At 62.7% G+C, this 23,657-nt stretch carries 18 protein-coding genes; 13 read left to right on the top strand and 5 right to left on the bottom strand.

Annotated elements, in window-relative coordinates; translation table 11 throughout:
* Positions 1-100 precede the first annotated feature (100 nt).
* Positions 101-790: an IMPACT family protein gene (locus ACFRJ9_RS21975; protein ID WP_377672507.1), complete on the bottom strand. Its 690-nt coding sequence runs from the start codon at positions 788-790 to the stop codon at positions 101-103.
* A gap of 22 nt (positions 791-812) precedes the next feature.
* On the opposite strand from ACFRJ9_RS21975, the gene coaE reads away from it, so the two are divergent.
* The 4 genes from coaE (at position 813) to ACFRJ9_RS21995 (ending at position 6,727) form a co-directional block, all read left to right on the top strand.
* Positions 813-2,039 carry a dephospho-CoA kinase gene (gene coaE, locus ACFRJ9_RS21980; RefSeq protein ID WP_377672509.1) on the top strand — a complete coding sequence of 409 codons (1,227 nt, stop codon included), beginning with the start codon at positions 813-815 and terminating at the stop codon, positions 2,037-2,039.
* A gap of 41 nt (positions 2,040-2,080) precedes the next feature.
* Positions 2,081-4,180, top strand: a complete 2,100-nt coding sequence (gene uvrB / locus ACFRJ9_RS21985) for an excinuclease ABC subunit UvrB (RefSeq protein ID WP_377672512.1) — start codon at positions 2,081-2,083, stop codon at positions 4,178-4,180.
* Positions 4,181-4,346: 166 nt separating this feature from the next.
* A complete protein-coding gene (locus tag ACFRJ9_RS21990) occupies positions 4,347-5,375 on the top strand; it encodes a TerC family protein (RefSeq protein ID WP_377672515.1) in 1,029 nt (342 codons plus the stop codon).
* Between the two features lie 29 nt (positions 5,376-5,404).
* On the top strand, positions 5,405-6,727 hold the full coding sequence (locus ACFRJ9_RS21995; RefSeq protein ID WP_377672517.1) for an MFS transporter: 1,323 nt from the start codon (positions 5,405-5,407) through the stop codon (positions 6,725-6,727).
* Positions 6,728-6,787: 60 nt separating this feature from the next.
* Here the strand turns inward: ACFRJ9_RS21995 and ACFRJ9_RS22000 are convergent, their stop codons facing one another.
* From ACFRJ9_RS22000 to ACFRJ9_RS22015, 4 genes are read right to left on the bottom strand one after another with little or no spacing between them, the layout of a single operon-like run.
* Positions 6,788-8,116 carry an alpha/beta fold hydrolase gene (locus ACFRJ9_RS22000; RefSeq protein WP_377672519.1) on the bottom strand — a complete coding sequence of 443 codons (1,329 nt, stop codon included), beginning with the start codon at positions 8,114-8,116 and terminating at the stop codon, positions 6,788-6,790.
* Positions 8,109-8,621, bottom strand: a complete 513-nt coding sequence (locus ACFRJ9_RS22005; protein ID WP_377672521.1) for a GNAT family N-acetyltransferase — start codon at positions 8,619-8,621, stop codon at positions 8,109-8,111. The genes ACFRJ9_RS22000 and ACFRJ9_RS22005 overlap by 8 nt, the downstream gene beginning before the upstream one ends.
* A 33-nt stretch (positions 8,622-8,654) precedes the next feature.
* Positions 8,655-10,031, bottom strand: coding sequence for a CoA transferase (locus tag ACFRJ9_RS22010; protein WP_377672523.1), 1,377 nt, complete (start codon positions 10,029-10,031; stop codon positions 8,655-8,657).
* A gap of 11 nt (positions 10,032-10,042) precedes the next feature.
* Positions 10,043-12,577: a DEAD/DEAH box helicase gene (locus ACFRJ9_RS22015; RefSeq protein ID WP_377672526.1), complete on the bottom strand. Its 2,535-nt coding sequence runs from the start codon at positions 12,575-12,577 to the stop codon at positions 10,043-10,045.
* 70 nt (positions 12,578-12,647) lie between these two features.
* Between ACFRJ9_RS22015 and ACFRJ9_RS22020 the strand changes: the two genes are divergently transcribed.
* The 9 genes from ACFRJ9_RS22020 (at position 12,648) to whiA (ending at position 23,590) form a co-directional block, all read left to right on the top strand.
* Complete coding sequence (locus ACFRJ9_RS22020) at positions 12,648-13,427, top strand: trans-aconitate 2-methyltransferase (protein ID WP_377672528.1); 780 nt, start codon at positions 12,648-12,650, stop codon at positions 13,425-13,427.
* Between the two features lie 154 nt (positions 13,428-13,581).
* Positions 13,582-13,962: a GntR family transcriptional regulator gene (locus ACFRJ9_RS22025; RefSeq protein ID WP_377672530.1), complete on the top strand. Its 381-nt coding sequence runs from the start codon at positions 13,582-13,584 to the stop codon at positions 13,960-13,962.
* Between the two features lie 65 nt (positions 13,963-14,027).
* Complete coding sequence (uvrA, locus tag ACFRJ9_RS22030) at positions 14,028-16,955, top strand: excinuclease ABC subunit UvrA (RefSeq protein WP_377672532.1); 2,928 nt, start codon at positions 14,028-14,030, stop codon at positions 16,953-16,955.
* Between the two features lie 112 nt (positions 16,956-17,067).
* The gene (locus tag ACFRJ9_RS22035) at positions 17,068-17,784 is read left to right on the top strand and encodes an HAD hydrolase-like protein (RefSeq protein ID WP_377672535.1); all 717 of its coding nucleotides are present in this window, start codon (positions 17,068-17,070) and stop codon (positions 17,782-17,784) included.
* Positions 17,771-18,439, top strand: coding sequence for a lysophospholipid acyltransferase family protein (locus tag ACFRJ9_RS22040; RefSeq protein WP_377672537.1), 669 nt, complete (start codon positions 17,771-17,773; stop codon positions 18,437-18,439). Before ACFRJ9_RS22035 ends, ACFRJ9_RS22040 begins: the two co-directional genes overlap by 14 nt.
* Before the next feature lie 74 nt (positions 18,440-18,513).
* Positions 18,514-20,541 carry an excinuclease ABC subunit UvrC gene (gene uvrC / locus ACFRJ9_RS22045; RefSeq protein ID WP_377672539.1) on the top strand — a complete coding sequence of 676 codons (2,028 nt, stop codon included), beginning with the start codon at positions 18,514-18,516 and terminating at the stop codon, positions 20,539-20,541.
* A gap of 119 nt (positions 20,542-20,660) precedes the next feature.
* The gene (rapZ, locus tag ACFRJ9_RS22050; RefSeq protein WP_377672541.1) at positions 20,661-21,584 is read left to right on the top strand and encodes an RNase adapter RapZ; all 924 of its coding nucleotides are present in this window, start codon (positions 20,661-20,663) and stop codon (positions 21,582-21,584) included.
* Positions 21,584-22,600, top strand: coding sequence for a uridine diphosphate-N-acetylglucosamine-binding protein YvcK (gene yvcK / locus ACFRJ9_RS22055; protein ID WP_377672543.1), 1,017 nt, complete (start codon positions 21,584-21,586; stop codon positions 22,598-22,600). Before rapZ ends, yvcK begins: the two co-directional genes overlap by 1 nt.
* 9 nt (positions 22,601-22,609) lie before the next feature.
* Entirely contained in the window at positions 22,610-23,590 is a 981-nt protein-coding gene (gene whiA / locus ACFRJ9_RS22060) for a DNA-binding protein WhiA (protein WP_018777554.1), read from the top strand.
* Positions 23,591-23,657: the final 67 nt, after the last annotated feature.

The raw sequence follows: 23,657 nt of genomic DNA on the forward strand, positions 1-23,657 counted from the left end.
GCTCCGGCAGACTCCGCACCCCTTTCCGCCGTTCGCGCCAGTTAGGACTGGTGCGGCGGGCGGGAGCGCGTGCGGCGACAGCGAGGAGCTCAGCGACCAGTTAGAACGGGACGTCTATCCATTCGGTTCCCTCCAGCCGCAGCTCTGTCTTGCCGGCGGTCATGGCGGCAACACGGGCGTGTGCTTCGGCGAGGTCCGCCGGCTCGTCCCGCAGGGCTACCGTCAGCACAACGTGCTGCGGTCCGTAGGCCGTCCCGGCCATCACGAACCCGGCACTGCGGAGTTCGTTTTCCACGCGTCCGGAGTCCGCGTGCGGAACATCAAGTGCGCAAAGCCGCAACCGGCGGCGCTGCACCAACGTCGAAAGATCCAATGCGGCCGACACCGATTCGGAGTAGGCCCGGACCAGGCCGCCGGCACCCAGCAGGATCCCGCCAAAATAGCGCACGACGACGACGCTCACGTCGCTAAGGTCCGTCACCCCTGGTGTCGTCTCACGCTTAGTGAGGGATTCCAACATGGGGATGCCCGCGGTGCCCGAAGGTTCACCGTCGTCACTTGAGCGTTGGATCATCCGGTCTGGTCCAATGACGAACGCCGAGCAATGGTGGCGTGCATCGTGGAATTCCCGCCTCAGGTCCGCAGCCAGCGAACGGGCCGCACCCTCATCCGGCGAACGCCGGAGGACTGTGATGAACCGCGAACGGCGGATCTCCAGTTCATGGCGGAAATCAGGGCCGGCCGCGAGCGTCGTGTAGGTGTTCGCTTGGCTGTCGTCCTCAATTTCCACCGCTTCAGTTTAGTGTGGAGGGGTGTTGAAGATCGGGCTGACGGGCGGCATCGCCTCAGGAAAATCGCTGGTGGCATCCAGATTGCAGGAATTGGGGGCAGTGCTTGTCGATGCTGACCTCCTTGCGCGGCAAGTGGTAGAGCCTGGCACCCCTGGCTTGGAGCGTGTCGTGGAGGCCTTCGGATCCGGCATCATTGCCCCGGATGGCCGGCTCGATCGGGCCGCCCTGGGCGCCATCGTGTTCCAGGACCCATCCAAACGGTCAGTGCTCAACGGCATTATCCATCCCTTGGTTCGTGAGGCAGCCGCCGCAATCGTGTCGGGGGCGGCCACAGGTGACATTGTGGTGCAGGACATCCCGCTCCTCGTGGAAACCGGACAGGGAGCAAATTTCCATCTGGTAGTGGTGGTGGACGCACCGGATGATGTCCGTGTCCAACGCATGGTGGAGCACCGGGGCATGACGCCGGAGGAGGCCCGCTCCCGCATGGCTGCACAAGCCGGCCGCGACGAGCGCAACGCCGCCGCGGACGTTATCTTGGCCAACGACGGAGACCGGGCGGAGTTGCTCGCCAGGGTTGACTCCCTGTGGACGCAGCGATTGGTTCCGTTCGCGGACTACCTCAGCCGGGGTGCCAGGGCCGCGCGGAAAGCTGGTCCTGTCCTGGTGGGGTCCTCGTCGGACTGGCCCCGCGTGGCCGAACGGCTCGCCGGCCGCATCATGGCGGCAACTCCCGGGAACGTCCTGGCAGTGGACCACATCGGTTCAACGTCGGTGCCAGGGCTGGCGGCGAAGGATGTGATAGACCTGCAGCTCACCGTCAGAGATCTTGAGGTGGCAGACCAGATTGCACCCCTCCTGGCGCGAGCGGGCTTCCCTCCCGTTCCCGGAGTCAACCAGGACACTCCAAAACCAACCCATCCTGACGACTCTCAATGGCAGAAACGCTTCCACGCCAACGCTGACCCCGGGAGGGCAGTAAACCTGCATGTTCGTGTTGCCGGCTCGCCGGGCTGGCGCTATGCGTTGCTTTTCCGTGATTGGTTGCGGGGGGAGGAGTCCGCACGTGCGCTGTACGAGGCGCATAAACAACAGCTCGCCGAGCAGCACGCGGGAGATCCCGGCACTGCCGCCTATGCCGATGCCAAAGAGCCATGGTTCACCGAAGTCGCCTGGCCCCTCATGGATGAATGGGCAAACCGCACAGGCTGGCAGCCGCCGTCGTATTCGTCGTCCGCTGCCCGCTAAAGCGGACAGTAGCTGTCCGTGGGCAGGGGTAGATTTGTTTCATGAGCCTTGCCCAGGAAATCAACCGTGTCGTCGCCCCCTTCGAAGTGATCAGTGAGTTCAAACCTGCCGGCGACCAGCCTGCCGCTATCGCCGACCTGACGGAACGCATCAACAACGGTGAGAAGGATGTCGTCCTGCTTGGCGCCACCGGTACCGGCAAGAGCGCCACCACGGCTTGGCTCATTGAACAGGTACAGCGCCCCACGCTGGTCATGGTGCAGAACAAAACTCTCGCTGCGCAGCTGGCCAACGAGTTCCGGGAACTGCTGCCGAACAACGCAGTGGAGTATTTCGTTTCCTATTACGACTACTACCAGCCTGAGGCATACGTAGCGCAGACGGACACCTTCATCGAGAAGGACTCCTCCATCAACGAGGAAGTCGAACGGCTCCGCCACTCTGCCACCAATGCCTTGCTGACCCGCCGCGACGTCATCGTAGTGGCCACGGTGTCCTGCATCTACGGCTTGGGCACGCCGGAAGAATACATTGCCGGAATGGTCACGCTCCGCAAGGGGGCGGAGATGAATCGTGACGACCTCCTGCGTAAGTTCGTTGCCATGCAGTACGCACGAAATGACATGGACTTCCACCGGGGCACGTTCCGGGTCCGGGGCGACACCGTTGAAATCATCCCGATGTACGAGGAACTGGCCATCCGCATCGAGTTCTTCGGCGATGAGATCGAAAACATCCACACCTTGCATCCGCTGACCGGCGAGGTCATCCGGGATGAAGAGGAGATGTATGTGTTCCCCGCGTCGCACTACGTGGCCGGGCCCGAACGGATGGCCAGGGCTATTACGCGGATCGAGGACGAACTTGCTGAGCGACTCAAGGTCCTGGAAAGCCAGAACAAGCTGGTGGAGGCACAGCGCCTCCGGATGCGCACTACCTACGATCTCGAGATGATGCAGCAAATGGGCTTCTGCAACGGCATCGAGAATTACTCGTCACATATTGACGGCCGTGCCCGCGGCACTGCTCCGCACTGCCTCATTGACTATTTCCCGGACGACTTCCTCCTGGTGATCGACGAATCCCACGTCACTGTGCCGCAGATCGGCGCTATGTACGAGGGTGATATGTCCCGCAAGCGGAACCTCGTGGACTTTGGCTTCCGCCTGCCGTCGGCCATGGACAACCGTCCGCTCAAGTGGGACGAGTTCCTCGAACGCGTGGGACAGACCGTCTACCTGTCGGCTACACCCGGGAAGTACGAGCTCGGCAAGGCCGATGGCTTTGTGCAACAGATCATCAGGCCTACCGGGCTCATCGATCCCGAGGTGGTGGTGAAGCCCACCAAGGGCCAGATCGACGATCTGCTGGGAGAGATCAAGACCCGGACGGCAAAGAATGAGCGCGTACTGGTCACCACCTTGACCAAGCGGATGGCCGAGGACCTCACTGATTATCTGGTGGGCCACGGCGTCAAAGTGGAGTATTTGCACTCGGACGTTGACACGCTCAGGCGCGTTGAACTGCTCCGCGAACTCCGGATGGGCGTCTTCGACGTCCTTGTGGGTATCAACCTGCTCCGGGAAGGCCTCGACCTTCCCGAGGTTTCCTTGGTGAGCATCTTGGACGCTGACAAGGAAGGCTTCCTGCGTTCCTCAACCTCCCTCATCCAGACCATTGGCCGCGCCGCCCGTAACGTCTCGGGGCAGGTCCACATGTACGCGGACAGGATTACGGATTCCATGGCCCATGCCATTGAGGAAACCAACCGGCGCCGTGCCATCCAGGTGAAGTACAACACGGACAACGGCATCGATCCCCAACCGCTGCGGAAGAAGATCGCGGACATCACGGACCAGCTGGCGAAAGAAGACGCGGACACTCAGGAGCTGCTCAATAACAACCGGCTGGCCAAGGGCGCCAAACGCGGAAAATCGGCGGCCAAGGGTGCGGTCACTGTCAGGAGGGATGGCCTGGCCGCGGCCCCCGCTGAAGACCTGGTGGGCCTCATCGAGCAACTCACCGAACAGATGCACGGGGCGGCCGCCGAGCTGCAATTCGAGGTCGCCGCCAGGATCCGTGACGAAGTAGGGGAATTGAAGAAGGAATTGCGTCAAATGCAGGCCGCCGGGCACGCCTAAGGTAAGGTTGAGGTCACGTAGGGGAGTATCCCAAGCGCTACGTCCGTCAGCACGCAAGGCACAGATGCCTCGCCGGATCTAGCGGGCCGCCACATTCGCATTCACCGCACCTGGCAGGCCGGAGAGACTTACACCGCTTTCCCATACCCTGCGAAAGGCATTTTTGATGCAGCTTCCCGTCTGGTTTGAGGTCGGCTCTTTTGTCGTCCTCGGAATCATCCTGCTAATCGACCTCTTGTTGGTCGTCAAGCGTCCCCACGAACCTTCCATGAAAGAGGCCGGCCTGTGGGTCGGCTTCTATGTAGCGTTGGCCCTCCTCTTCGCAGTTGCGATGTTCGCCTTCGCCGGGCCCGAATACGGCGGTCAATTCATCGCCGGCTGGGTCACTGAGTACAGCCTGAGCATCGACAACCTGTTTGTCTTCATCATCATCATGGCCCGCTTCTCGGTGCCCCGTAAGTACCAGCAGGAAGTCCTGATGGTGGGCATCATCATCGCGCTGATCCTCCGTGGCATCTTCATCGCCCTTGGTGCCGTGGTCATTGAGCAGTTCAGCTGGGTCTTCTACATCTTCGGCGCCTTCCTGCTCTGGACGGCATGGAAACAAGCCAAGGATTCCGGCGAGGATGAGGAAGAGGGCGCGGAGAACCCGCTGGTGGCCCGCCTCCGCAAGGTCCTGCCGATGTCCGAGAAGTTCGACGGCGGCAAGATCCGAACCGTGGTGGACGGCAGGAAGGTCTTCACCCCCATGCTCATCGTCTTCGTGACGATCGGCCTGACCGACCTCCTGTTTGCCGTGGACTCCATCCCCGCGATCTTCGGCCTGACGCAGAGTGCCTTCATTGTGTTCACCGCGAACATCTTTGCCTTGATGGGCCTGCGCCAGCTGTACTTCCTCCTCGGCGGACTCATGACGCGTTTGATCTACCTGAAGCACGCACTATCGGTCATTCTCGCTTTCATCGGCGTCAAGCTTGTCCTCCATGCCATGCACGTCAACGAGTTGCCGTTCATCAACAACGGCCAGCACATTGAGTGGGCTCCCGAGATTCCCACCTACGTTTCCTTGGCTGTCATTGTCGGCACCATCATCGTGGCGGTTGTGGCGAGCCTCTTGAGCCCGGCCGCGCGCCAGTCCAAGCTGGACGCCCGCCTGGAAGAAGACGCAAAGAAGAGCCTCACCGAGGCAGAGTAACTACTCTTCGAACGTTGTAGTCTCGTCAAGTGACTACCACCTCAACTACGGCGCTGGACCCCCAACGGGTTCAGCGCCGTACTGTTTTCCTTCTTGGTTCCGCCCAGCTCCTCAGCGGAATCGGCAACGGCGCCACTTTGTCCATAGGCTCGCTCCTTGCCGTCGACTTGTCTGGCTCCGAAGCCTGGGCCGGCTCCATCACCACGGTCTTGACGCTGGCGGCGGCCGTCGCGGCACTGCCCCTCGCCAGATTGGCCGAGGCACGGGGACGCCGCGTTGGGCTTGTGACGGGTCTGCTCGCGGCCATGCTCGGAGCGCTTCTCATCATTGCCTCAGTGACGGCCCAGTCGTTCCTGTTGCTGTTGCTCGGGGCGGCTTTCCTGGGTCTGGGTACCGCCGCCAATCTCCAGGCGCGATTCGCCGCCGTCGACCTCGCTGAACCGGAGCACCGCGGTCGGTCGCTGTCTACGGTGGTTTGGGCAATCACCATTGGTGCGGTCGCCGGACCAAACCTGATCCAGCCCGGGGCGGCCGTTGGCGCGGCGCTCGGACTACCGCTCATAGCGGGCCCGTTCGTGTTCTCAGTGGCGGGGCTGCTGTTGGCGGCCGCACTGCTGTACATAGGGCTAAGGCCGGATCCGCTTCTGTTGGCCCGCCGTTTGGCTGCAGGCCTCTCAGCCGCGGGTAATGACAGCAATCCACCGGTACGGGGCACCATCAGGTCCGGCCTGCGCGCAGTCCGGTCCTCGCCACGGGCCCAGCTTGCCTTGGCAGCGGTGGTTGCTGCCCACGGAGTCATGGTGGCGATCATGTCCATGACGCCCCTGCACCTCCAGCAATTGGTGGGTGGAAGCCACAGCGGCCACCATGGCGGAACGACGGACAGCACTGACGCCCTGGTAATTATCGGAGTCACGATCTCGCTCCATATCGCAGGGATGTTCGCCCTGTCGCCGCTGTGGGGGTGGCTGACCGACAAGGCGGGCCGGCTGCAGACCATTGCCCTGGGTCATGGACTGCTTCTGGTCGCGGTGTTTGTCGCAGGATTCGGCCAGCATGAGACTGCGCTGGTCACTGCGGGATTGATTCTCCTGGGCCTTGGCTGGTCGGCTGCCACCATCGCGGGATCAACGTTGCTGGCAGAGAGCGTCGCCCAGGATGACCGGGTCACGGTCCAAGGTGTCTCGGATACGCTCATGGGTGCCGCAGGGGCAGTCGGGGGAGCGACCTCCGGACTGCTGCTCGCCTGGATCGGCTACCAGGGGCTCAATCTCGCCTCCAGCGCGTTGGCAGCAGCGGTGCTCGTCCTGGCGGTGACCGCAGCCGCCCGCGGTCGTCGCCCAAGAAAGTAGCAGAAGGGGCCCTTCTGCAAGCTCAGAAGGGCCCCCGCCGCTACTCAGATACGGTCAGGTTTAACGGTTACCGCGGACCATCCCGAAGAGTCGTCGGAAAATGCCTTCTCCGTCTTCCCCGATACCATCGTGGTGGAAATCAGTGGTGACCCACGGCTGCAGCCCCCGGACGGCCGCGGCAGTTTCGAGTGAAAGATCGTGGTCCACGTAGATATCGTCCTTGTACACTGCCGCCGCAACGGGAACAGTGTTGATGGAGAGCCTGGTGGTGTCGTAGAGCGGCTTCCAGTCTTTCTTGGCAGCCAGCAACTCGGCGACGTCGCGGAGCGGTGCAAGGGCCGGGTCTTGATCGAAGTACCACGGATACACCATTTCGCCCGTGAGCAGCGGCTCTGTGGCTTCGGGCTTGAACTCTGGAAATTCGTCCAGCACGCGCCAGGCCGCCCAGTTGCTTGGCTCACCTTGGCCGTAGATCGATTCGTGCAGCACCGCATAGAGCGGGTTGGCGGCGCGGCTGACCAGTCCACGTACCTGCTCCAGGAAGGTCTCCGACAACCGTTCTCCGGAAGCCGTCTCGATGAAGGCGTCCTCCAGCAGGTAATGCAGGGCATCAACGCGGGTGTTGCCGCCCAGGAACGAACCCACCATTTGGAAGCGCTCGGTGGTGAGCTGTTCGCCGCTGGCCAGGAACTCAGGCTGCTGCTCCAGGTGGCGGGCAATCCGTGTGACCAGTTCCCGGTCTTCCGGATACCAGGAGAAGTACTCTGCGTTCCGCGCGGCGACTCGGCGGAAGGTAGCGCGGTAGACGCGGTCAGGATGTCCGTGGAGGGGAGCCAACCCTCCGGTGATCATGACTTCACGTAGTCCGCCCGGCGCGAACGACAGGTACGTCAAAGCGCAGAAGCCGCCGAAGCTCTGCCCAAGGACGGACCAAGGCGCGGAACCCAGGACGTTCCGGATGAGCTCGGCGTCGGCCACGATGGAATCTGCGCGGAAGTGCGTCAGGTACTCTGCTTGGGCTGCAGCATCACCCCGAAGTTCCAACGACAGGGGTTCAACCGGCGTGGACAATCCCGTACCGCGCTGGTCAAGCATCAGGATGCGGAAATCCTTGGCAGCTGCCTTCATCCAACCTGAGAGCGACGTGACCCGATTCCCTCGGCCGCCGGGTCCGCCCTGCAGGAAGAGCAGCCAGGGAAGCTTGGCGGCATTCTCCACCGAATGCTCCGTTGACGAATACTCGCGGGCGAAGACCGTGATGGTTTCACCCGAACTGCTTTCTTCCCCAGCCGCTTCGGTGCCATGGACCAGCGGAACCGTGAAGTAGTGCTCGACGGTGCGGAGGCCGCGGAATTCGTGGCGCGCGCGGGTGCTGTGCTGTTCACCCACGGGCCAGGGCCTGACGGGAGTCGCCTGCGGTGGAGCCGAAAGCCTCCAGGGCATCGCCGGTCAACCGGAAGGTGGACCACTCTTCCATCGGGAAAGCGCCGAGGCTCTTGTAGAAGTTGATGGACGGTTCGTTCCAGTTCAGGACGCTCCACTCGACCCTCGCATAACCACGTTCGACGGCGGTCGCAGCCAGATGCTGGAGCAGCGCCTTGCCGTGGCCCTCGCCACGCGCATCCGGAACCACGTAGAGGTCCTCCAGGTAGATACCGTGGACGCCTTCCCACGTGGAGTAATTCAGGAACCACAGCGCAAAACCCTGCACAGTGCCCGATGCGTTCTCAGCGATGGTCGCATACACGCGGGGGTTCTGGCCAAAGAGCACCTCCTTGAGCATTTCAGGGGTGTTCTTGACGGCGTCCGGTTCCTTCTCGTAGATCGCAAGATCGTGGATCATACGCAGGATTGCGTGGACGTCGTCGGCGGTGGCGGGGCGAATTACACTCATGCCTCCGAGCTTACTAGGGGCAGCCCAACCACTTTAACGCCACGTGAGCGCCGACATTCCGTAGCGGACAGGTGCTTCCGTGAAGGTGATCTGCGATCCGTCGGCGAGAATGGGCAGCCCGACAAACCTGAGTGTGCCGTAAGGGCTATCCACCTGGTGGTAATTCGGCTCGCGGAGGGGGACGGCATGCTGGGAGCGGGGGTCCGCGGGCAGGCGGAACAACTCCTCGGCCGTGCGCGCCAACGAGAGTCTGGCCGCGCCGCCGGACCCGCTGCTGAGCCGTTCGGCCAATAAGGCGATGGCTGCAGCCGCGAGGCCATACCCGGTGGCGTGATCCAGTGCTTGGACGGGCAGCGCGCCAGGCTTCCAGCCCTCGTGATCGCGATGCCCATAGTGATCGGCTATTCCGCAGGCCGCCTGCACAAGGCTGTCGAAGCCACGTCGGCCCCGCCACTGTCCACTGTTACCCCAGGCATTCAACGTCAGCACCACAAGGTCCGGCCTCAGGGCCAACAGCGACCCGGGACTGAGGCCAAAACGGTCCAGGGCGCCGTCGCGGTATCCGGTGATGACGACGTCGGCAGTTGCGGCCAGGTGCGTGACAGCCTCCAGGGCGTCAGCTTTGCCGAGGTCGGCCTCGCCGCTGCGTTTGTCGAACCCGGCGTCGACGAATACGTCCGTCAGTTCCGGAATTCCTGGCGGGTCAATACGCAGGACGTCGGCACCCAAAGCGCCCATCAGGCGTGTGGCCGTGGGGCCGGCTATCACTCGTGTCAGGTCGAGGACGCGCAATCCGTCCAAGGGCCGGAGCGGATTCGCGGACGGCACCCAGTCCGACGCGCGAACAGTGCCGGATACGGCCGCAACCGGGCTGGACAGGCTGATCCAAGGACCACTGCCCGCCGTTTCGTGCATGGGCGTGCCCAACCATTCGTCCCGTGTCCGGACTGCGGCCGCCGCTCCGTTCTTGGCCGTAATGACTTCCTCGGCGTCCTCGGACGACATCGCCAGAAGGGCAGCGTCAACGTCCTCGGGAGTGCGGACGGAAAGCGCCTCCAACAAACGCCCGGCATGGTGCGGGTAGTTGGCGTGCAGGCGGATCCAGCCGTTCTTGGTGCGGCGGAAGCCGGACAGCGGAGCAAAGCCGACTGGTTTGCGGCCGTCGATGCGCAGGTAGCTCAGTGAGTCGAAGGATGCTCCCGTGGGCCCCGACGCCACGGAATACATGCCCGCCGAACCAGTCAAGGCGTTGAGCGCTGTTGCTGCCGCCTGGACCGATCCCAACGCGAGTCCCTCGACGTCCAGGGCACCACCCCACCAGCGGCGTGGGCCGGAAACCGGAGCCACCGGCTGGCGGCTCAAAGCAGCGATGCCCCGCAGGCTGCGGCTCAGGTCAGGAACGGAATCCACGGCGCCGTCGCTTACAGCCTGTTGACGTCCGTCACGCGGACCACGGCAGTGCCGGTCTCGTCCGATGCCGGCAGATCCACTTCGGCAGAGATGCCCCAGTCATGATTTTGGGCAGGGTCATCAAAGATCTGCCGGACCTTCCACGTATCTGGTTCCTCGGTGATGATGAGCAACCCCGGTCCACGGGCGTCGGGTCCGGTGCCGATATCGTCATGTTCGTCGAAGTAGTCGTCCAGGACTTCCTCCCATCGCCCGGCGTCCCAGCCGGCGTCGGCATCGAGTTCGCCCAGAGCCGCGGAGTCCTCGTCGGCAAACAGTTCCACCCTTCGGAACATTTCGTTGCGGACCATCACACGGAACGCGCGGACGTTGGACGTGAGCGACGGCGGCGGGGGCGGGGGAGCGTCGTGCGGTGTCGGGGCAAGCCCGGACGTGAGTTCCTCCCATTCGTCCAAAAGGCTGGAGTCCACTTGGCGGACCAGTTCGCCCAACCACGCGATGAGGTCTTCAAGGTCCTCACGGAGGGAGTCCTGGGGAACGGTTTGCCGCAGTGCCCGGAAGCCGTCCGCCAAGTAGCGCAGGACAATTCCTTCGGATCGGGCCAGGCCGTAGAACTGGACGAACTCCCCAAAGTTCATCGCGCGCTCGTACATATCGCGAATGATGGACTTCGGTGCCAGCTCAAAGTCTCCCACCCACGGGGCGGCCTTACGGTAGACCTCGAAAGCCTCACCAAGAATGCCGGCGAGCGGCATGGGATACGTGACTTCGTCGAGCATGGCCATCCGCTGGTCATACTCGATGCCATCTGCCTTCATGGCGGCCACGGCCTCGCCACGGGCCTTCTTCTGCTGCGCCGAAAGGATCTGGCGCGGCTTCTCCAGCGTTGCCTCGATGACGGAGACAACGTCCAAGGCATACGAAGGGGACTCCGGATCCAGCAGTTCCAGTGCGGCCAAGGCGAACGGTGAGAGAGGCTGGTTCAGCGCGAAGTTTGCCTGCAAATGAACGGTCAATCGGACAGAACGCCCTTCAGCTTCCTGCTGGTCTTCCGGGATACGCTCCACCACACCTGCCGCCAACAGCTCGCGATAGATGCCCAGGGCCTTCTTCATCAGTTTCAGTTGGGCCGCACGGTTTTCGTGGTTCTCGCTCAGCAGGCGGCGGGTTGCCTGGAAAGGATCGCCGGGGCGCTCCATGAGGTTCAGGAGCATGGCGTGGGTGACGGTGAAACTGGATGTCAACGGATCCGGGACTGACTCCACCAGCCGGTTGAACGTGGGCTCACCCCATGACACAAAGCCCTCTGGCGGCTTCTTCTTGACCACCTGGCGAAGTTTCTTCTGGTCGTCGCCGAATTTGGCGGTGGCCTTGGCCATGGCCTTGGTATTTTCGACGACGTGGTCGGGAGCCTGAACCACCACGGTACCGGCAGTGTCGTAGCCCGCCCGGCCCGCGCGTCCGGCAATCTGGTGGAACTCACGCGAGTTCAGCACCCGCGTGCGTACGCCGTCGTATTTGCTCAAGGCCGTCAACAGCACCGTGCGGATCGGAACGTTGATGCCGACACCGAGTGTGTCCGTACCGCAGATAACCTTCAGCAGGCCGGCTTGGGCGAGTTGCTCCACCAGCCGCCGGTACTTGGGCAGCATTCCGGCGTGATGTACGCCAATACCGTGGCGGACCAGCCTGTTGAGGGTTTTGCCGAATCCCGCCGCGAAGCGGAACCCTGCGATCAGCTCCGCGATGCGGTCCTTTTCCTCCCGGCTGCACATATTGATGCTCATGAGGTTTTGGGCGCGTTCGATCGCCTCGGCCTGGCTGAAGTGGACCACATAGACGGGAACCTGTTTGGTGGACAGCAGCTCCTCAAGGGTCTCGTGGACCGGGGTGAGGTGGTAGTAGTAGTGCAGCGGGATGGGGCGCTCGGCGGAGCTCACCGTAGTGGTGGTGCGGCCAGTCAGTTCCGTGAGGCCGGTTTCGAACCGGCTGACGTCGCCAAGGGTTGCGGACATCAGCAGGAACTGCGCCTGCGGAAGTTCCAGGAGGGGGACTTGCCAGGCCCATCCGCGCTGGGGGTCGGAGTAGAAGTGGAACTCGTCCATGATGACGGAACCAAGCTCGGCGCCCCGGCCTTCGCGCAGTGCGATGTTGGCCAGGATTTCGGCAGTGCAGCAGATGATGGGGGCGTCTTGGTTTACGCCGGAGTCACCCGTGATCATGCCGACGTTCTCAGCGCCGAAGATATCGCAGAGGGCGAAGAATTTCTCCGAGACCAGGGCCTTGATGGGTGCGGTGTAGTAGCTTCGCTGGCCCCGCGACATCGCTTCAAAGTGGGCGGCTATGGCCACCAGGGACTTGCCCGAACCGGTGGGAGTGGCAAGGATGACGTTGGCACCGGAGGCGAGTTCCATGATCGCTTCATCCTGCGCGGGGTACAGCTGCAACCCACGGCTCTCTGTCCACTCAACGAACCGGGTATAGATTTCGTCCGGGTCCAATGGACCGGTGGCGGTGGAACCGGGGAGCTGTTCAAGAAGTTTCATTGGTTTCCAGCTTAGTGCCCGGACGGTTTAGGCTCGGCCCAGCAATATGGCCAGCTGCGAGGAGGCTTTCGTGAAGTGGGATCCGTCCAAATACGTGGAGTTCGGCAACCATCGGGACCGGCCGTTCCATGACCTCGTAGCGAGGATCCATGCAGACGAACCCCGGAAAGTGGTGGATCTTGGCTGTGGGCCCGGAAATTTGACCGCAACCTTGGCCGTCCGCTGGCCGGACGCCCGGATTGTCGGGATCGACTCCTCAGCAGAAATGCTCGCCAAGGCAGAGCCCCAAGCACGGCAGTTCACAACAGTGGAATTCGAGCATGGCGACATCTCAGGCTGGCAGCCCGACACTGACACCGGCGTTGTGGTGACCAACGCGGCCCTGCAGTGGGTTCCAGGCCACCGTGAGATGCTCCACGGATGGCTTGGGGCAATGCGGCCAGGTGCGTGGTTTGCCCTGCAAGTACCCGGCAACTTCTCCTCACCGTCCCACACCTTGATGCGCGAGGTCGCCGATTCCCCTCGGTGGCAGTCCCGGCTCGGTGGGGTCTTGCGGCACGACGACGCGGTGGGCAGCCCGGCGGACTACCTGGGCATCATGCTCGACGCCGGTTGCCAGGCCGACGCTTGGGAGACTACCTACCAGCAGGTACTTACCGGAGCGAATCCTATTCTGGAATGGGTGCGCGGAACGGGACTGCGTCCGGTTCTGGCGGCACTGTCACCGGAGGAAGCCGCTGAATTCGAGGACGAGTACTCCGCGCTGCTGCGCGAAGCCTATCCAGCCACGAACCACGGCACGGTATTTCCGTTCCGGCGCATTTTCGCCGTAGCCCGCAAGAACGAATGAGCGCGGCTGGCCCTTCGCTTCACGTAGCAATCTGCTTCGTGCGCCGCGATGGCTTGTCCCATCCCGGCGTCGCTGGTCTAATTCTCGGCATGGACCAAGGACGTTTCGAGCAACCCATGCCCCGTTTGGCGCCGGCAAAGCGCCGGTGTTCCCCGTGACCGTCTCGGGGGAGTTCCCAGGCGGTTGGCGTCCTAACACCAACAGCGCCGTTGCCCTCTTTGAACAATTGCGCCTGCGGATCATCGAGCTTGCCGATTCCGGCGTTCTTGCCGTAGGAGCCAAACTGCCCCCGGTCCGGAACCTCGCCGGGGCGCTGGATGTTGCGCCACACACGGTTGCCCGTGCGTACAAAGAATTGGAAGCGGCAGGTGTGGTTGCCACCCGCGGAAGAAACGGGACGGTTGTCTGCGCGCGGGATGACCGCTGGGGTGCCTTGGCAGAAGTTGCTGCCCAATATGCTGCTGCAGCGAAGGCGCAGGGGGCTTCCTTCGCCGAAGCCGTCCAGCTTCTTGCTGCCGCATACGACGCAGACTGATACCGATCAGTAGCATGTGAGGCAGGACATGGAAATTCGAAGAAGTTTTCGATTAGCATTGGTAGGTGCCCAAAGCCTTAGCTGAAGATACAGCCATCCAGTCCCCGAACAGTGTCTCCGTCGTTGCCGACACCAAGCCCGCCAAGCCTGATCTGTCGCGGCTGGTCGTCAAGGGTGCGCGGGAACACAACCTGCGCAACGTTGACCTGGACCTCCCGCGTGACGCGATGATCGTCTTCACGGGTCTCTCGGGTTCCGGCAAGTCGTCGCTGGCGTTCGACACCATCTTCGCCGAAGGCCAGCGCCGGTACGTGGAATCGCTGTCCGCTTACGCACGCCAGTTCCTCGGCCAGGTGGACAAACCGGATGTCGATTTCATCGAGGGCCTGTCGCCGGCAGTGTCCATCGACCAAAAGTCCACCAGCAAGAATCCCCGTTCCACGGTTGGCACCATCACCGAGATTTACGACTATATGCGGTTGCTGTGGGCCAGGGTCGGCCGTCCGCACTGTCCTGTGTGCGGCGAGCCCATCGCCAGGCAAACACCCCAGCAAATCGTGGACCAGCTTCTGGAACTGGAGTCGGGAACGCGCTTCCAGGTCCTCGCCCCCGTGGTCCGTGGTCGGAAGGGTGAGTTCGTTGATCTCTTCAAGGAGCTGACAGCCAAGGGTTACTCAAGGGCCCGCGTGGACGGCGAGCTGGTCCAGTTGAGTGATGCCCCCAAACTCGGCAAGCAGTTCAAGCACACCATCGAGGTTGTCGTAGACCGCTTGGTGGTCAAGGAAGGCATCAGCCAGCGACTCACGGACTCCGTGGAAACAGCGCTTGGCCTTGCAGAGGGCCGCGTCCTGGTCGAATTCGTTGATCTGGAAGCGGAAGACCCCGCCCGTATCCGGGCGTTCTCCGAAAACCTGGCATGCCCCAACGAGCACCCCCTGGCCATTGATGAGATCGAGCCCCGCTCATTCTCGTTCAACAACCCCTTCGGGGCCTGCTCCGCGTGCAGCGGTATCGGCACCAAGCTGGAAGTGGACGAGGAACTGATCGTCCCCAACCCGGAGCTGTCGCTCGGGGAAGGTGCCATCGCTCCTTGGTCGCTGGGCACGGCAACCACCGAGTACTGGAACCGTTTGCTGGAGGGCCTGGCCCACGAACTTGGCTTCTCCATGAAGACATCGTGGGAAAAACTTCCCAAGGACGTCCGCAATACGGTGCTTCATGGCAAGGACCACAAGGTTGTTGTCCAGTACAAGAACCGTTTTGGCCGCGAACGCAAATACAGCACTGGCTTTGAAGGCGCCATCCAGTATGTCCACCGGAAGCATGGAGAAACCGACTCCGATTGGGCCCGCGACCGGTACGAAGAATACATGCGCCAGATCCCTTGCCCTGAGTGCAATGGTGCGCGGCTGAACCCCGCGTCGTTGTCCGTGCTTATCAACGGGAAGTCGATCGCCGCCGTCGCTGCCCTGCCCATGCGTGAGTGCGCAGAGTTCCTGGGCAGCCTTACCCTCACCAACAGGGAAGCCCAGATCGCCAACCAGGTGCTGAAGGAGATCCAGGCCCGCCTGACTTTCCTTCTGGACGTTGGCCTGGAGTACCTCAACCTCGAGCGTCCCTCGGGAACGTTGTCCGGTGGCGAAGCCCAGCGCATCCGTCTGGCTACCCAGATCGGTTCGGGACTGGTGGGTGTCCTCTATGTCTTGGATGAACCCTCCATTGGTCTTCACCAGCGCGATAACCGGCGGCTCATTGAGACGCTGACCCGCCTGCGGGACCTCGGCAACACCCTGATCGTGGTGGAGCACGACGAAGACACCATTCACGAGGCCGACTGGATTGTTGACATTGGCCCCGGAGCAGGCGAACACGGCGGCCAGGTGGTGCACTCCGGGACCTACAAGGAACTTCTGGAGAACACGAACTCCCTTACGGGCGACTACCTGTCCGGACGACGCAAGATTGAGATCCCTGCCAAGCGCCGCAAGTACGACAAGAAGCGCGAACTTAAGGTTGTGGGGGCGAGGGAGAACAACCTCACCAACGTTGATGCCACGTTCCCCCTGGGGCTGTTCACGGCAGTGACAGGCGTCAGTGGATCTGGAAAGTCCACCCTGGTGAACGAGATCCTCTACAAGGTCCTGGCCAACAAACTCAACGGGGCCAAGCAAGTGGCCGGACGCCACCGTACGGTGGCTGGACTGGAGCACCTGGACAAGGTGGTTCACGTCGATCAAAGCCCCATCGGCCGTACACCGCGTTCCAACCCCGCAACGTACACCGGTGTGTTCGACAACATCCGAAAGCTTTTCGCCGAGACCACTGAGGCCAAGGTCCGCGGATACCTGCCCGGAAGGTTCTCGTTCAACGTCAAGGGCGGGCGCTGCGAGGCTTGCTCGGGCGATGGCACCCTGAAGATCGAGATGAACTTCCTGCCGGACGTCTACGTTCCGTGCGAGGTGTGCCACGGTGCCCGGTACAACAGGGAAACACTCGAGGTCCACTACAAGGGCAAGACCATCGCCGATGTTCTCAACATGCCCATCGAGGAAGGCGCGGAGTTCTTTGCTGCCTTCACCCCTATTGCACGTCATTTGAACACCTTGGTGGACGTTGGCCTTGGCTACGTCCGCCTGGGGCAGCCCGCAACCACGCTGTCCGGCGGCGAGGCCCAGCGCGTCAAGCTCGCCGCTGAGCTTCAGAAGCGATCCAACGGCCGCAGCATCTACGTTCTGGACGAGCCCACCACCGGCCTGCACTTCGAGGACATCCGGAAGCTGCTGATGGTCCTCCAGGGACTGGTGGACAAGGGAAACACTGTCATTACCATCGAACACAACCTGGACGTCATCAAGTCGGCGGACTGGATCGTGGACCTTGGCCCCAACGGTGGTTCCGGTGGCGGAAAGATTGTTGCCACCGGCACCCCCGAACAAGTAGCCAAATCGAGCGACAGCCATACGGCAACGTTCTTGGCGGAGATTCTGGGTTAGCCAATCCAAGGACGGCTGAGGGCTGTCAGCGGAATATCTTCGCGACGCTTGAAGTATTCCAGTGGCGGCATGCGAGTTTCAGGCATGCCGCTACTCGTGAGAAACTAACCCGGTGACTCAAACAACGGTGCCCGTAATATTCGATCTGGACGGCACCCTTGTCGATCCAGCCGGCGGTATCACGGGAGGAATCTCCGCGGCCCTGCGCGAAATGGACCTCCCTGTCCCCGAACAAGCCGTATTGAATTCCATGGTCGGCCCCAAACTCAGCGATTCCCTGCTGCATTTAGCCGATGTCCCGGCTGAATTGGTCGATGAAGCCATCGAGCGATACCGGCGCCATTACCGGGAAACCGGCATTGCCCAGAGCAAGCTGTACCCCGGCATCTTCGAACTGCTCGAATACTTCGCGGGAACAGGCCGACCCGTTGCCGTGGCCACCCAGAAGCCGCAAGCCATTGCCCGGCTCGTCCTGGAACACCACAAAATTGCCGATTTCTTTGTCTCCATTCGTGGGGCCGCCGATGACGAGTCCATGTCAGCCAACACGGCGCCGGGCAAGGTGGAGATTGTTGGTGCGGCGTTGGCAGACCTTCACTCCCAGCCGGCTGTCATGGTGGGCGACAGGCACCAGGACGTCGTCGGGGCACTGGCCAACGGCCTGGACTGCATCGGTGTCGCCTGGGGTTTCGCGCCCGAAGGGGAACTTGAGGAAGCCGGCGCAGTGGCTGTAGTGAGCACCGCGCTCGAGCTGCGCACAAAAATTGAAGAACTTGACGCTGTCCGTGCGGCAGCCCTGAGCGAGGTACAAAACGATGGCAGTCTTTGATGCGATCCGGTGGACCACCCGCGGACTGATTTCTTCCACGTGCCGTCCTACGGTCATCGGTCTGGAGAATGTTCCCCAGGATGGTCCCTTCATTGTGGCCCCTAATCACCTTTCGTTCCTGGACAGCGTGATTGTCCAGGCACTTATGCCACGCCCCGTCGCCTTCTTTGCCAAAGCCGAATACTTCACCACCAAGGGCGTCAAAGGCGCTGTGATGAAGTCGTTCTTCGAAGCTGTGGGCTCCATTCCTGTGGAACGCGGCGAGCAAGCGGCCAGCGTGCAGGCGCTGAAGACGCTCCTGGATATCCTCGAATCCGGCAAGGGAATCGGCATCTATCCCGAAGGGACCAGGTCCCGCGACGGCATTCTTTACCGCGGGCGGACAGGCGTCGGGTGGCTGGCGCTGACCACTGGCGCCCCGGTCATTCCCGTGGGCCTGATCGGCACCGAAAAACTGCAGCCAGCGGGCAGGAACGCCGTCCGGCCCCAGCACTTCACCATGAAGGTCGGGGAGCCCCTGTATTTCGACAAGACGGGCCCGGACCATTCCCTGCCGGCACGGCGGGAAGTCACGGACAAGATCATGGACGCAATCGCCGTACTCAGCGGCCAGGAACGGTCCACCAGCTACAACCAGAGCAAGTCAGTCGACTGATTCAAGGGTTCCTTCGGCCTCCGCCAGTGAGCACGATGGCGCTGGTTGTCGTTCCGGTTCACTAGACTGGAAACGTGGCAGATCCAGCAAGTTACCGGCCCCAAACGGGTGAGATTCCCACGACCCCGGGCGTCTATCGTTTCCGCGACCCCCATGGCCGGGTCATCTACGTGGGCAAGGCGAAGAACCTCAGGTCCAGGCTCAATTCGTATTTCGCCAACCCGGCAGGGCTTCTTCCCAAGACCCATGCCATGGTCCACGCAGCGAGCAGTGTCGAGTGGACCGTGGTGGGCAGCGAACTCGAATCGTTGCAGCTTGAATACACCTGGATCAAGGAATTCAAACCGCGCTTCAACGTAGTCTTCCGGGACGACAAGACCTACCCCTATCTCGCGGTCACCATGGGGGAGAAGTTCCCCCGTGTGCAGGTCATGAGGGGCGAGCGGAAAAAGGGCACCAGGTATTTTGGTCCCTACACAGCCGGCGCCATTCGCGAAACCATGGACACGCTCCTTCGGGTCTTCCCTGTGCGCAGTTGCAGCGGGGGAGTCTTCAAGCGCGCACAGGCCAGTGGACGCCCATGTCTTCTGGGATACATCGACAAATGCTCCGCGCCCTGCGTTGGCCGCGTCACCCCTGACGAGCATCGTGTCTTGGCCGAGGATTTTTGTTCCTTCATGGGTGGCGAAGCCAAACGCTTTACGAACCGGCTCGAAAAGGACATGGCCGCGGCGGTAGCTGAGCTCGACTACGAGCGCGCCGCCGGACTCAGGGATGACATCATCGCCCTGCGCAAGGTCTTCGAACGCAACGCTGTCGTCCTGGCCGAAGACACCGACGCTGACATCTTCGCCTTGCACGACGACGAACTTGAAGCGTCCGTGCAGGTTTTCCATGTCCGTGGCGGCCGGGTCCGCGGCCAGCGCGGCTGGGTAGTGGAGAAAGTGGAAGACGCCACGACGCCGGAACTCATCGAACACTTGCTGCAGCAGGTTTACGGGGAAGACAGCGAAGTTGAAGGCCGGATCCCGCGCGAGGTCCTGGTACCGGAAAACCCCAGCAACCATGCTGAGCTGACGGAATGGCTTGGTGGACTTCGCGGCGCCAAAGTCGACATCCGCGTGCCCCAGCGTGGTGACAAGGCCGCGTTGATGTCCACGGTCCGGGAGAACGCCGAGCAAGCATTGAAGCTGCACAAGACCCGACGCGCGGGGGACATCACAGTCCGGTCCATCGCACTTCAGGAACTCCAGGAGGCGCTCGAACTCCCGGTTCCACTGCTGCGGATCGAGTGCTTCGATATTTCCCACGTCCAAGGCACCAACGTTGTGGCCTCCATGGTGGTGGTCGAGGACGGCTTGCCCAAGAAGTCCGACTACCGGAAGTTCTCCATCACGGGTGCAGCCGCCACGGACGACACCGCTGCCATGCACGACGTCCTGACCCGGCGTTTCAAGCATTACCTGACGGACAAAGCCGCCCAGGTTCCTGTTGTTTCCGGCGAAATCGTCAATCCGACGCGGGCCGGCGGCGGCAAGGTTCCGGACAGCGGCGCTGAAGTGCCGCCGTCGGACCCCACCATGCCGGCCCCCAAGGCAAAATTTGCCTACCCGCCCAACCTGGTGGTGGTGGACGGCGGACAGCCGCAGGTCAATGCAGCATCCCGTGCCCTTGAGGAACTGGGAATCGACGACGTCTACGTGGTGGGCCTGGCCAAGCGGCTCGAGGAAGTCTGGTTGCCCAACAGCGACTTCCCCGTCATCCTGCCCCGGACATCACAGGGCCTGTATCTGCTCCAGCGCATCCGCGACGAAGCCCACCGCTTCGCCATCACGTTCCACCGTCAGAAGCGCGGCAAAGCCATGACGGTGTCCGTCCTGGACGGAGTGCCGGGCTTGGGCGAGGCGAAGCGGAAGGCCTTGGTGGCACACTTCGGATCCCTCAAGAAGATCCGGGCCGCGTCCGTGGAAGAGCTCACCGTGGCCAAGGGCATCGGACCGGCCCTGGCGGCGGCCGTGGTGCAGCACCTTGGCTCCAGTGCCGACGCTGACGAAGCGGCCCCGGCCGTGAACATGACCACCGGCGAAATCCTTGAATCTTAGCTAGGGTAAGAACCTGGCCGGTGGCGGCAACAGCGAATGCCACCGGTCACGCGTGCCGTCCTATGCCAGGCGTGCACCACATGCTGCAATGACCACTTCCGAGGAAACGGGGACAACTGATGGATGAGGCAACGGCCGGGTCCGGCAAAGAGCAGGACGGCCTCACGCCTGTGAAGCCACCGGAGGCGGAGCTGCTCGTGGTAACCGGCATGTCCGGGGCGGGCCGCAGTACTGCCTCTGATGCCTTGGAAGACCACGGCTGGTACGTGGTGGACAACCTTCCGCCCCAAATGCTGGGCACGTTGGCGGAGATCGTCTCGCACGCCCCCAAGTCGATTCCCAAGCTGGCCGTTGTGGTCGATGTCCGCAGCAAGGACCTCTTCACGGATATCCAGACGGCCTTGGGCGCGCTCAGCGCAAGTGGCATTACGTTCCGGGTCCTCTTCCTGGATGCCGCTGACGATGTCCTGGTCCGCCGTTTCGAGCAGGGCCGCCGTCCGCACCCGTTGCAGGGCGGTGGAAGGATCCTTGATGGCATCGGCATCGAACGCGAGGTCCTGAGGGAACTGCGCGAACACGCCGACGTAGTGTTGGACACCTCTGAGTTCAACGTCCACGGCCTCGCGACGGCCATTACGGAGCTGTTCAGCGACACCGGACCGGTAACGCTCCGCCTCAACGTCATGAGCTTCGGTTTCAAGTACGGACTGCCCGTGGATGCCAACTTTGTGGCGGACGCACGTTTCATTCCCAACCCGCACTGGGTTCCCCAGCTCCGGCCGCACACAGGCTTGGACGCTGATGTCAGCGACTACGTTCTCGCAGCCGATGGCGTCCAGGAGTTCGTGGACCGCTACGTCCGCGCCTTGGAACCTGTCCTGGATGGCTACCGCCAGGAAAACAAGCACTACGCAACCTTGGCCGTAGGCTGCACCGGAGGCAAGCACCGTTCGGTAGCGGTCGCCGTCGAACTTTCGAAGCGCCTGGCGCAGTACCCCCGGGTGACCGTCACCACCACCCACCGCGACTTGGGACGCGAATAGTGGGAGTCCTGACGGGCCCGCTGCCCCTGATCCCCCCGAAAGGCGTCCCGGGCAGCCAGCAAGGCAAGAGCCCCTCGGTGGTTGCGTTGGGTGGCGGCCACGGCCTCGCGGCATCACTGTCCGCTTTGCGCCTGCTCACGTCCGAGCTGACAGCCATCGTCACAGTAGCGGACGACGGCGGATCTTCCGGGCGTCTCCGCGATGAGTACGGCGTCCTCCCGCCCGGTGACCTGCGGATGGCCCTGAGCGCCCTCTGCGACGATACCGATTGGGGCCGTACCTGGCGCGACGTCATGCAGCACCGGTTCAACGCAGGATCCGCAAAGGGCGGCTCCCTGGACAACCACGCCATGGGCAATTTGCTCATTGTCACGCTGTGGGAACTGCTCGGAGACACCGTGGCGGGCTTGAAGTGGGCCGGCGCACTCTTGGGTGCCCGGGGCCAGGTCCTTCCCATGTCCAGTGTTCCCTTGACCATTGAGGGCCAGGCGCGCGTGGATTTGCCAGGGGGCGATCATGAACTCCAGACCGTCCGCGGACAGGCGAAGTGTGCCGTGGCGGGAAAGCTCGAAGACGTGAAGCTCCTGCCAGAGGATGCTCCTGCATGCACAGAGGCCCTCACGGCCATTGAACTGGCCGACTGGGTCATCCTGGGTCCAGGGTCCTGGTACACGTCGGTGCTCCCGCATTTGCTGCTGCCGGAGCTCCGGCAAGCCCTCGGCGACACGGCCGCCAAGCGATGCCTGACCATGAACCTTGATGTTGAAACCAAGGAAACCTCCGGCATGACAGCGGCCGACCATCTGGACGTTTTGCGCCGTTACGCCCCTGAGTTCAGTGTCGACGTCGTGCTGGCGGATCCGGCGGCAATCCAGGACCTCAAGGCCTTCGAGAAGGCTGCCGGGATGATCGGCGCGGAAGTGGTGTTGGGTAGAGTAGGGGCGTCGAGGCGCCGCCCCGTCCATGATCCACTGCTTCTGGCAGCGGCGTACCACGATATTTTCGGGAACAGTTAGGAATACGCGATGGCACTTACCGCATCGGTCAAGGACGAACTGTCCCGGCTGGACATCAAGAAATCTTCAGTCCGCAAGGCCGAGGTTTCAGCAATGCTCCGCTTTGCAGGCGGCTTGCACATTATTTCTGGACGAATCGTCATTGAGGCAGAAGTTGACCTCGCGTCCACGGCACGGCGGCTCAGGGCAGCTATCGCCGAAGTCTACGGTCACCAAAGCGAGATCATCGTGGTGTCCGGCGGCGGGCTCCGCCGGGGGAGCCGCTATGTTGTCCGCGTAGTCAGGGACGGTGAAGCCCTCGCACGCCAGACCGGCCTGCTGGACGGCCGTGGCCGCCCTGTGAGGGGCCTCCCGTCCGTGGTTGTGAACGGTTCCGCGGCCGATGCTGAGGCCGTATGGCGGGGCGCATTCCTGGCTCATGGCTCGCTGACGGAACCTGGCCGTTCTTCCTCCCTCGAAGTAACGTGTCCGGGCCCCGAGTCGGCCCTGGCCCTCGTCGGCGCGGCCCGTCGATTGGGCATCCAGGCCAAGGCCCGTGAAGTCCGCGGCGTCGACCGCGTGGTGATCCGTGACGGCGATACCATCGCAGCCCTCCTGACCCGCATGGGTGCCCACGACGCACTCATGGTCTGGGAGGAGAGGCGCATGCGCAAGGAAGTCAGGGCGACTGCCAACAGGTTGGCCAACTTTGACGACGCCAACCTCCGCCGTTCGGCGCAGGCGGCGGTGGCAGCGGGGGCACGCGTTGACCGTGCCCTGGAGATCCTCGGCGATGACGTCCCGGACCACCTGAAATACGCAGGGGAGCTTCGTGTTGCCCACAAGCAGGCCAGCCTGGACGAACTTGGACGGCTCGCTGATCCGCCCATGACCAAGGACGCCATTGCGGGCAGGATCCGCCGCCTGCTGGCCATGGCCGACAAGCGTGCCCTGGACCTCGGCATCCCGGGTACTGAGGCAAATGTGACTCCCGAAATGATGGACGAGTAGTTCGCACCCATAGAATCGGGAAAGTATGGAGGAAATACTGCGAGGCTACCGCGGGTTGTTCCCGATG

The organism is Paenarthrobacter sp. NPDC056912 (assembly GCF_042786555.1).
In the GTDB taxonomy this organism is placed as follows: domain Bacteria; phylum Actinomycetota; class Actinomycetes; order Actinomycetales; family Micrococcaceae; genus Arthrobacter.

Coding starts and splice junctions, on each gene's coding strand:
- uvrB (WP_377672512.1), top strand. CDS start 2,081: ATGAGCCTTGCCCAGGAAATCAACCGTGTCGTCGCCCCCTTCGAAGTG.
- ACFRJ9_RS21990 (WP_377672515.1), top strand. CDS start 4,347: ATGCAGCTTCCCGTCTGGTTTGAGGTCGGCTCTTTTGTCGTCCTCGGA.
- ACFRJ9_RS22005 (WP_377672521.1), bottom strand. CDS start 8,621: ATGAGTGTAATTCGCCCCGCCACCGCCGACGACGTCCACGCAATCCTG.
- ACFRJ9_RS22015 (WP_377672526.1), bottom strand. CDS start 12,577: ATGAAACTTCTTGAACAGCTCCCCGGTTCCACCGCCACCGGTCCATTG.
- ACFRJ9_RS22040 (WP_377672537.1), top strand. CDS start 17,771: ATGGCAGTCTTTGATGCGATCCGGTGGACCACCCGCGGACTGATTTCT.
- rapZ (WP_377672541.1), top strand. CDS start 20,661: ATGGATGAGGCAACGGCCGGGTCCGGCAAAGAGCAGGACGGCCTCACG.
- whiA (WP_018777554.1), top strand. CDS start 22,610: ATGGCACTTACCGCATCGGTCAAGGACGAACTGTCCCGGCTGGACATC.